The organism is Rheinheimera sp. (assembly GCF_020217005.1).
Taxonomy (GTDB): Bacteria; Pseudomonadota; Gammaproteobacteria; order Enterobacterales; family Alteromonadaceae; genus Pararheinheimera.
Genome location: NZ_JAIWOI010000156.1, coordinates 1 through 10,000 on the forward strand (window position 1 = coordinate 1; position 10,000 = coordinate 10,000).

At 48.9% G+C, this 10,000-nt stretch carries 7 protein-coding genes and 1 pseudogene; 4 read left to right on the forward strand and 4 right to left on the reverse strand.

The window, feature by feature from the left end; translation table 11 throughout:
• The 3 genes and pseudogenes from LDL40_RS07600 to LDL40_RS07610 all read left to right on the forward strand — a co-directional run.
• Positions 1-268: pseudogene (locus tag LDL40_RS07600) on the forward strand (hypothetical protein); the annotation flags it as partial.
• Positions 269-374: 106 nt separating this feature from the next.
• On the forward strand, positions 375-2,084 hold the full coding sequence (locus LDL40_RS07605; protein WP_300994658.1) for an autotransporter assembly complex family protein: 1,710 nt from the start codon (positions 375-377) through the stop codon (positions 2,082-2,084).
• A complete protein-coding gene (locus tag LDL40_RS07610) occupies positions 2,081-5,875 on the forward strand; it encodes a translocation/assembly module TamB domain-containing protein (protein ID WP_300994661.1) in 3,795 nt (1,264 codons plus the stop codon). Before LDL40_RS07605 ends, LDL40_RS07610 begins: the two co-directional genes overlap by 4 nt.
• 313 nt (positions 5,876-6,188) lie before the next feature.
• Here the strand turns inward: LDL40_RS07610 and LDL40_RS07615 are convergent, their stop codons facing one another.
• The 3 genes from LDL40_RS07615 to LDL40_RS07625 are packed head-to-tail and all read right to left on the reverse strand — an operon-like array spanning position 6,189 to position 9,013.
• Positions 6,189-6,962 (reverse strand): methyltransferase domain-containing protein, encoded by a 774-nt coding sequence (locus LDL40_RS07615; protein ID WP_300994663.1) that lies wholly within the window; start codon positions 6,960-6,962, stop codon positions 6,189-6,191.
• A gap of 25 nt (positions 6,963-6,987) precedes the next feature.
• A complete protein-coding gene (locus LDL40_RS07620; RefSeq protein WP_300994664.1) occupies positions 6,988-7,752 on the reverse strand; it encodes a Nif3-like dinuclear metal center hexameric protein in 765 nt (254 codons plus the stop codon).
• Entirely contained in the window at positions 7,745-9,013 is a 1,269-nt protein-coding gene (locus tag LDL40_RS07625; protein WP_300994666.1) for a glycosyltransferase, read from the reverse strand. Before LDL40_RS07625 ends, LDL40_RS07620 begins: the two co-directional genes overlap by 8 nt.
• A gap of 137 nt (positions 9,014-9,150) precedes the next feature.
• On the opposite strand from LDL40_RS07625, the gene LDL40_RS07630 reads away from it, so the two are divergent.
• On the forward strand, positions 9,151-9,789 hold the full coding sequence (locus LDL40_RS07630; protein WP_300994668.1) for a hemolysin III family protein: 639 nt from the start codon (positions 9,151-9,153) through the stop codon (positions 9,787-9,789).
• A gap of 4 nt (positions 9,790-9,793) precedes the next feature.
• Here the strand turns inward: LDL40_RS07630 and LDL40_RS07635 are convergent.
• On the reverse strand, positions 9,794-10,000 hold a 207-nt coding region (locus tag LDL40_RS07635), incomplete at its 5' end, for an ATP-binding protein (RefSeq protein WP_300994669.1).

Consider the following 10,000-nt stretch of genomic DNA (forward strand, 5'->3'; position numbering starts at 1 on the left):
CAGTGCAATGGATAATGCAGAAGGTACTCTGATGCATATACTCAGCTTGTTTCCCCTGACCTCTTTTGCTGCTATGCCGATGCGGATGGCGTCTGTAATTGTGCCCTGGTGGGAATGGCTTTTGTCACTGGCCCTACTGATAGCGACTCTGCTTTGGCTCAAAAATGCAGCTTACCGGGTATTTGAATTGGGGATCCGCATGTATGGTAAGGAGCCTGAATGGCCTCTACTGATGAAAACCTTTTTATTTGCCCGCGTCAAAGATTAGTGCCCTTGTCTATCTCAATGCGCACTGAACTATAGTTGGCTGTTATACTCTGAGTAGATAGCCGGGTGCCACTGACCCGGTTTTAACACAAAGGATAGTTCGCATTTTGTTGTACAGGACTCTGGGCATTCTGGCGCTGTTTGCCGCCTCTGCCGTCGCAGCGCATCCCCAAATTGAACTCAAGGGCGTTTCGGGCACCCTTGCTGATAACATTGAACTTTATTTAGACCGCTTGCCCGCTAAAAATAATCTGGGCTCCAGACGTTTTCAGAACAAAGTCATTGAAGATGTCAAACTCGCGGCCCGGGCTGTGGGTTATTACCGTATGGAGATAGAACCTAGCCTGGTGGGTAAAGAAAAAAAGCAAAAACTAAGGCTGACCATTCAACCTGGTGAAGCCTTGCGCCTCAAATCCGTCAAAGTGGAAGTGTTAGGCGAAGCCTCTACAGACCCTGAGTTTATCAAGCTGGTGAAACAGATTGGTCCAAAGGTCAACCACAGGGTGCATCACGGTCGCTACGAGGAAATTAAAAATCAACTAAATTCCCTGGCGTTGCGCCGTGGTTACTTTCAGGCCAGTTTTGTAAAGCATGAGCTCTCTGTAGCGCCACGCTTGCTGCAAGGTTTTATACATATTCAATTCGATTCAGGTCCACGTTATCACTTCGGTGAAGTCCAGTTTGAAGGCAGTCAAATTCGTGACGAACGTTTACGCTCTATGTTGCCTTTTAAGCCGGGTCAGCCTTATCTGTCGAGCCAACTGGGTGAACTGAATCAGCGCCTGGCGGAAACCAACTGGTTTCGCAGCATAGATGTAACAGTGGATGAACCGGAAAACGCGCAGCAACAACTGGCTGTTAAAGTCAAAGTTGAACCACAAACCCGAAATTCTGTAGAGACAGGTTTAGGTTATTCCACTGATCTTGGGCCTCGCATCAAACTGAACTGGAACAAGCCCTGGCTGAATGACAGAGGCCACAGCCTGAACAGTAAAATGGCGTTGTCAGGCCCGGAACAGACCTTAGAGATGGGTTACAAATGGCCAAAACAAAACGTCACTGAAGACTTTTATAAACTGAATTTTGGTATTAAAAATAAAGATTTGGAAGATACCCGCAGTCAGGAATACAACACCGCGCTGGAGCGCCACTGGTTATTGGACAATAACTGGTACAGGACAGCCTCTCTGCGCTGGTTGTATGAGGACTATGTGCAAGGTACAGACTCAGGCAGTGCTAACTTAATCATGCCAGGGATCAGCTTTAGTCGCAGCTGGGACAGTGGTGGCAGTATGCCCTCTGAGGCCACTCGTTATCTAATCGGCACTGAAGTCTCAGATCCGGCCTGGGGCTCCGACAGCAGTTTTGTCCGTTTGCGCAGTCGCGTTGGCTGGATAGGTTCTTTCTCCGATGATCAGCGTTATCTGGTGCGTGTAGATGCAGGCGCTGTGCTAATGGAAGCCATCACTGAGCTGCCGCCTTCACTGCGCTTTTTTGCCGGTGGTGACAACAGTATTCGTGGTTACTCTTATGAATCTATCTCGCCAAAGGATATTGAAAACAACTTAGTTGGTGCCCGTTATCTGGCAACAGCGGCGCTTGAGTATCAGCACAGGGTGTCAGGAAACTGGTGGGCTGCTGCATTTTTTGATGCTGGCAGTGCCTGGAATGATAAGGCCGATATTTACCGTGGCGTAGGTTTAGGTGTGCGCTGGGCCTCCCCTGTTGGCCCTATTCGTATTGATGTTGCATGGGGATTGGATGTGCCCTCCGATCAGGCCTTGCAGTTGCATTTTAGTTTGGGGCCGGAATTATGAGTGTAAATGGCAGCGAAGAGCGCACGGCAATGCCTGATGTGAAAAACGTCAGCTCAGCTTTTAGTTGGAAGAAATTCTTTTTAGCCTTCAGTTTATTGCTGTTGCTCAGCCTGATTGTGCTGTTTTATACCAATAAACCTCTGCAACTGCTGAACCGTTTGTTACCGGACGACAGCCCGGTTCAAATAACCCAAATCAGCGGCACACTGGCCGAGGGTTTTACACTGACCGGGGTGCAGTTTCAGCAGGACGGTGTCACACTGCAGATCAACAGCCTTGCAGCCAAAGTCAGCTGGTATTGTTTAGGCCGGTTTGAGATTTGTCTGGACAGTGCATCGGCTGAAGGTGTGCAGCTGGTGCTTAGCCCGTCCAGCCAAGCCGAAGCTGCACCAGAGCAGGAAGATACAGTACTGGAATTGCCCAAAGTCAGTATCAATCAACTGCAGATCACCGATCTCAAAGTACAACACGCTGAACTGCAGCTTAGTCTGAATAGACTGAACACAGAACTAACACTCGGTGGTCAACAGATAGCGCTGGGCGACACACTACTGGAGCAATTGCAACTACATCTGCCTGAAACTGCAGAGCAACAGAGTTCTGTCAGCCAAAGCGCAAAAAATAAGGCGGAAGCCTGGTGGCAGTATCAGGTGCCACAACTGACGCGCATTGAATTGCCGCTCTGGCTGAGTGTAAAAAAGCTGACATTACAGCAGCCTAAGGTCACAGGTGCCCAGCAACTTTCTGCAGAGCAGCTTAGTTTTTCGCTCGAAGCCAACCCCGATCAGTTTGAGCTGACAGAGTTTCAACTGACAAAGCTGCAGCTCAGTCAGCCAGATGTGCAAGGCAAGCCCATCACAGCGCAGGCACAGCTGAGTCTGAGCAATTCCACTCCTTTTGCAGTGCAGGGTTTTGTCAAAGCCGAAAGCTCTGGCCTGGTCCTCAATAGCAGCATAGCGGGTTCGTTGGAGCTAGTGCAGCTGGGTCTTGAACTTACCGGTTCACAGCAGGCCAGCGCTCAAGCGGAAGTAGCCCCGCTAAGCGCCGGACTGCCCATCCAACTGCACTTAAAAGCCAGCAGCCTGCAGTGGCCGCTGCAAGGCGAGCCTTTGTACAAAATGCAACAAGTGCAGCTTGATGCTGAAGGTTCATTGGCAGATCTGAAACTGACTCTGCAGAGCCAACAGCAAACACCCCAGCTGCCTGACAGCCAGTTGCAACTGACTGCGCATTGGCAAGCCCCGCTGTTAAGCTGGTCCGTTCTTCGCCTGCGTTCTGCTTTGGGTAATCTGAGTAGCCAGGGTTCTTTGGACTTAACCAAAGAGCTGGCTTTGGATGCAGCGCTGTCACTTGAGCAGATGCAACTGGCCCCCTGGATCAAAGATTATCCGGGCCAGCTCAGTGGGGATGTGCAGCTGAAAGCCAGTTATCACCAAACAGAGTGGCAACTTGAACTGCCCACTTTAGCTATTCAGGGGCAAGTGCGGCAGCAACCTTTGTCTTTGTCAGGCCAGTTGCAAGCCAAAGGCAAAGCTCTGGATGTAGCACAATTAAGCAGTAAATACCTGATCCTGCAGCATGGCAATAATAAAGTTACCGCTGAAGGGCAAGTGACAGACCAGTGGCAAATGGCCTTGTCTGTGGTGGCTCCCGATCTGGCCAGCTCCATTCAGGGTGCACAGGGCAGCCTGACGGCCGAGGTCAAAATCTCTGGCCCACAACAACACGCAGCTGCGGATATAAAACTACTCGCTGAAAAACTGCGCTATAAAAAGTTAGTACGGCTACAAAACCTGAGTTTAACCGCGCAACTGAACAGCAGTAATCTGAATCATCAGTTGGAATTAAATTTAGGTAAAGGCTCGATTTCAGGACAGGCACTAAATTCTGCCCAGTTGCTGCTGACAGGCAATAAAGACAATAGCGATTTTGTGCTGCAACTGGATGGAGCCGATTACAAAGCTCAATTGCAAGCAACTGCGGCGGCTCAACCTAAGCTGCGCTGGAAAATCGCGCTTGAGCAAGCGCAGTTACAAACTCCGGTAGGTCATTGGGCTTTAGCGGACCCCTTAGTGATGGCACTGGATTGGCCAAAACAACAACTCACTTTGCCTGCGCATTGCTGGACCTCAGAGCCTGGCAGGTTATGTCTGGAAGAAGCCAGCAAAATCAGTAGAACAGCGGGAAATGTTGCAGTGAGATTGCAGCAGTTCCAACTGGCCTTATTAGAGACGTTTATCGGCGAATCACAACAGCTTACGGGAGAAGCAGACGCTGATGTACAGCTGAACTGGGGTAAAAAACAAGGCTTGAATGCGTCAGTAAAAGTAACAGGCACAGCAGGTAAATGGCAGCAAACCGATGTCAATCCGCTGCAACTGCCGTGGCAAAGCTGGAGCGCGGCCCTGACACTGACCCCCAAACAGCTGTCGAGCAACTGGCAAATGCAGTTTAGTGAGGATCGTTCGCTGCAGGGCTCAGCCTCCCTGCCCGATTTAAACCAACAGGACAAAAAGCTCGAAGCAGAACTCAAGTTAAACCGGCTGGATTTGAGTTTCCTGCGCACTTTATTGCCTGAGCAAAGTGAATTTTTTGCCACCTTAAATGGCGAGGTGCGCGCCAGTGGAACTTTAGGCCGGCCTTTATTGTCTGGCCAGATCAAAGTCAGCGAGATGAAACTGCAGGGTCACAATGCGCCGCTGGACATAGAGCAAGGTAATGTGCAGTTGGATTTTTTACAGCAAAAAGCTCTGCTGACGGCGGATATTCAAAGTGCTGAAGGTAAAGCGCAATTATCAGGTTATGCCGACTGGTTTGATTTAGCCAACTATCAGGTTCGTTTAGCCTTAAGCGGCCAGCAACTGCCGCTGAATCTGTCGCAGGGTTTGGTCTATATCAATCCTGAAGTGACAGTGCTGGCACAAAATCAGGTGGTGGCGGTGCAAGGCACTATACAGATTCCAAAAGCCGATATAGCGATAGACGATTTGCCGCAAAATGCAGTGCAGGTGTCAGAAGACGAGATCCTGTTGAACAAAGAACTGGAGGTACGCCGTGGTGCTGTCACCAGTTCCATCAAGCTGGTCACCGAAATGCGGTTGATTTTAGGCGAGCAGGTCAACTTACAGGCATTTGGCTTAAAAAGCCGGCTTAAAGGCCAGCTGTTGTTTAGCCAGAATGGCACACAACAACGTTTAAAAGGTGAAGTGAATATTCTGGATGGTACCTTCCGTTCTTACGGCCAGGATTTACTGATCCGCAAAGGTAAATTGATGTTTAACGGCCCGGCTGATCAGCCCTTTTTAACTATTGAAGCGATACGTAACCCCTCCTCCACTGAAGATGATGTGATTGCTGGGATCCGGGTCAATGGTCCGGCGGATCAGGCCTCAGTGGTGATTTTTTCCGAACCCTCTAAACCTCAGGCCAACGCTTTATCTTACCTCTTGATGGGGCGGGATTTGTCCGGCAGTGGTGACAGTAAAAGCAACCCAATAACCAGTGGTTTAATAGGCCTTGGTATTGCCAACAGCAATGGCATGGTCAGTCAGTTGGGCAAAGCCTTTGGTTTTGAGCAATTTACCCTGGATACGGCGGGCACAGGCGATGACTCCCAAGTGACGGTCAGCGGCTATTTGTCGCCTAAACTGCAGTTAAAATATGGTGTGGGCATTTTTAACTCGCTGGGGGAATTCACCTTAAGGTACGAGCTGATGAAAAACCTCTACCTGGAAGCAGTGCAAGGTATAGATAGCGCTGTGGATGTACTTTATAAGTTTGAGTTTGATTAGTTCAGCGGTGATGCACATTTAGTCTCAGCCAAAAAAATGCCCGGCTGATAAGGCCGGGCCAGAACGTGGTCTTTGGATGGGCAAAGACTTCGGAGTTCGACAACAACAGCAGAATCATTGTTGTCATAGGGTCACAACACGTAACAGAGCGTTTATCCGCCTACGAAATCAAGGCGCCTTCCTGGCTGGGTGCAGACTTCCCACTTGATTGCATATCTTGCAAATGATAACCGTTCTCATTACGAAGATAATCATAACAGCTTTATTCACCACCGCAACTGTTTTTTCAGATTTAATTCAGGGCAAAGTAAAATTAAATAGCGCGCAGCAACAGGTGTTGATACCGCCCTATCGAAGCATAAGGCTCTTGTCTGTTGTATTGCAGTTCGACCTGCAACAACTTCTCAAATTCTGTTTCCTGCTCTGAACGATCACGCAGGTAATCATGAAAACAGCGCACGCCGGTTTTGCCTTCAATAACAAAACCTGCTTCTTTACACCAACGATACACATCTTCTGGTTGCAATGGATTTTGTGGGCTTAAACTGACCTTCTTCTTAAAGGCCAAATCACGCAGCACATAGTTAAAATTGCCATAAATGATATTACTCAGGCGTTTGGCGTCTTTGTTATAAAACATCAGCGACACCAGACCACCTGTTTGTACTAAAGCCCGCAGTTGTTTAATGGCTTCAGCAGGTTCGTGCAACCATTCCAGTACAGCATGGCATAGCACCACTGGAAAGGCTGGCCATTGCTGGTCGGCCAATTGCTGTAACGCCAGAGCATGGCACTCAATTTGTGTATCGACACCACGGGTTTTGGCCTCTTCGAGTGCCATATCCAGCATATCCTGCGACAGATCGGTTAAAGTGACCTGATGGCCCTGCTGCGCCAGCGCCAGCGCCAACTGACCCTGCCCTGCACCTACATCCAGTATGCGGCTTGGGGTTGCTAAATCGGCGCATTCGGCAAAGTCTCGCAGCAACACTGCCTGACGCAACCGGCCTTTGGTGGTCTGATAAATATTCTTCTGAAATTTGCCCGCTATACCGTCAAAATTGCGGTCCTGCTGTTTTTTACTCACTGCTTGCTACTCACCTGATCCAAGCCTAAGCCGGATTGTCGATATCAATAAATTCACAGACAACACCAGTGCGTTGCTGTACAAACTCTGCCAAAGCTTTGATGCCATAACGTTCTGTGGCGTGATGGCCAGCGGCAATAAAGTCGATACCAAGCTCACGCGAGCTATGGATAGTTTGTTCCGATACTTCGCCACTGATAAAAAGCTCAGCTCCAGCCGCATAAGCCTGGTCGATATAAGATTGGCCGCCGCCTGTACACCAGGCCAGCTCAGTCACTGGTTTATCCAGCACTGCATGTAACAAAGGTAAGCGGTTCAGTTCAAGATGCAACTTGTCTGCAATCTGCTGACTGGTCATCGCCTGTGCCAGAGTGCCGCGCATCAGCACGCCGGACGGGCTGACACCAGGCACAGCCTGCCAGCTGGTAAGCCCCAGCTTTAACGCCAGCTGAGCATTATTGCCAAGCAGCGGGTGCACATCCAGCGGTAAGTGATAGGCAATCAGATTGATGTCGTGTTTCAGTAGGGTTTGTAAGCGGCGTTTTTTTATCCCTGTGATGGCATAGTCTTCGTTTTTCCAGAAATAACCATGATGCACCATAATGGCATCAGCTCCTGCGGCAACCGCCGCATCCAGCAAGGCCTGAGAAGCGGTCACACCCGCCACAATCTTTTTAATCTGGCTTTTACCTTCGACTTGTAAACCATTGGGGCAATAGTCTTTGATCAAGTTACTTTGTAGTTCCTGATCCAAAAGTTGTACGAGCGCCTGACGGCTGATTTCACTCATCTGTTGTCTCCTGCTGTGCAAAGCTTTGTTTCAGCTCTGCCAGTTTAGTTTTTGCTTCAATCCACTGCGCCATAAACTGGGTGCTGCGATGCTGATGATGCCTGAGCATAGCGCCAGTGAAGTTGGTTAATCTGTGCTGCGACAGCTGTTGCTGTACATCCATCAGTTGTTGCCAAACCCGGGGTTGATGTTGATGGCTGGCAAAACGTTGGGCCAAAATGGTAAAACCCTGTTGCTGCTTTTGTTGCCATAAGGTTTCGTCCTGATACAACAACACGGCCGCCTCTGCTATCTGCTGCGCAGTCTCGCCGATTAGCCCGGACCATGCTCCCTGATGCTCCATACCTTCAGCGCCAACTGCTGTGGTTACATTGGGTGTGCCCTGTGTCATGGCATCAATAAACTTACCTTTTAAACCTGCACCAAAAGGCAATGGAGCCAATAAAACCCGACCATGTTTAACCACTTCTGCCGCATCCTCTGCCCAGCCTTTGACCAGAAACCCTTCTTTCGGCTGATGCAATTGTGTGGCTTTAGGTGGTGGATAAGCACCATAAATATGCAGTTCAGCTGTGGGAAGCTGCTTGCGGATCAAAGGCCAAATCTGCTGCTTGAGCCACAATACCGCCTGCCAGTTTGGCTCATGGCGGAAATTGCCTATAGAGACAAAATGCTGGCGCTGCTCAAACGAAGGTAAATCCTGTTGTGGCTTAGTCTCCAACCAAAAGGGGCTGTAACATAAAAGCTCTTGCGGCAGCTTAAAATGCTCTGTCAACAGCTGTATCTCGGCTTCTGAAATAATCAGTGTCAGATCAGAGCGGTAAATAGAAGCGATTTCGCGTTGTGCCTGTTCTGAGTGCAAGTCCTGTAGTGTGACGTCCCTGCCCGCTTTATAGGCTTGCTGACGGGCTAATCGTAAAAAGTGCAGATCCTCGGTATCCAGCAACCGCAGAGCATGTGGGCATTGTTGTTCAACACGCCAGCCAAACTGTTCTTCCAGCATAAAACGGTCAAACATCACCATATCGGGTTGCCATTGTCTGAGCTGTTCGTCAAAACTACTGTCGTTTAGCAGAATTTGTTCTTCACTGATCTGCCACTGGCTTAAGTCAAAACGATGTGGGCTTTTTTCTGCGGGGCTGGCAAAAATTACAGTCCAGCCTTGCTGACGAAACATCGCAAGCAAAGACAACATCCTACTGCCCGCTGCAGAGGAATTTGGTTCAGGCCAGACATAACCGACCACTAAAAGCACAGCCATAAAAATTACGGTTCACTATAAAAAACACAAAGGCCGTTAGTTTACCCTTATCCATAGAAAATAACGAATTGCGCTGGTTGCTTTGATCCGGCCAGTGTTACCATAGTGCTTTGAGGTCAGTCCAGATAAAGCGCAATATGAAAGCAGCCACCAGTTACAGTGCAACAGAAGAATTAAGCCATGCTATCAGTCATGGCATTGGAGTGTTAGCCAGTCTGGCTGCCTTGTATCTGATGCTGGAACTTTCCGCTGCAGATTTCTGGCGTCAGGTAAGCAGTTGGGTATTCGGCCTGAGTTTAATTTTATTATATGGCAGTTCCACCTTGTATCATTCAGTTCAGGCCTTGACTCACAAGTTATGGCTGAGAAAGCTCGATCATTCCGCAATTTTTGTACTCATCGCAGGTACTTACACCCCTTTTACTCTGGTCAGTTTACGAGAAAACTGGGGCTGGTGGTTATTTGGCCTGGTCTGGAGCATAGCGCTGGCTGGAGTGTTGCTTAAACTTTTTACCGGTGCCAAATACCAGAAACTCTCTTTGGCTTTATATCTGGTGATGGGCTGGTTAGTAGTGATTGCTCTGGACCCTATGCTGAACCATGTGCCTGCAGCCGGATTGTGGTGGTTATTGGCTGGTGGTTTGTTCTATTCAGGTGGAGTGCTGTTTTATATCCAAAAGTCTCTTTTTATGCACCACCTGATTTGGCATTTGTTTGTTTTGGCAGGCAGCACTTGTCATTTCCTAGCTGTGTATTGGTATGTATTACCGACATAAGAAGTTAAAGCTGAGTCTCAGGTAATTCAAACCAAAATAAAGCGCCATGTCCGGCTTGGCTATCAAAACCAATATCGCCTTGATGGGCCGAAATAATGGTTTTACAAATATTTAAACCAAGACCAGTACCCTCGGCTTTGCGGCTGGTCGAGCCATCAGCCTGAGAGAACTTTTCAAAAATACGACTACGGAAATTATCTGGAATTCCGCA

Coding starts and splice junctions, on each gene's coding strand:
- LDL40_RS07610 (WP_300994661.1), top strand. CDS start 2,081: ATGAGTGTAAATGGCAGCGAAGAGCGCACGGCAATGCCTGATGTGAAA.
- LDL40_RS07620 (WP_300994664.1), bottom strand. CDS start 7,752: ATGAGTGAAATCAGCCGTCAGGCGCTCGTACAACTTTTGGATCAGGAA.
- LDL40_RS07625 (WP_300994666.1), bottom strand. CDS start 9,013: ATGGCTGTGCTTTTAGTGGTCGGTTATGTCTGGCCTGAACCAAATTCC.
- LDL40_RS07630 (WP_300994668.1), top strand. CDS start 9,151: ATGAAAGCAGCCACCAGTTACAGTGCAACAGAAGAATTAAGCCATGCT.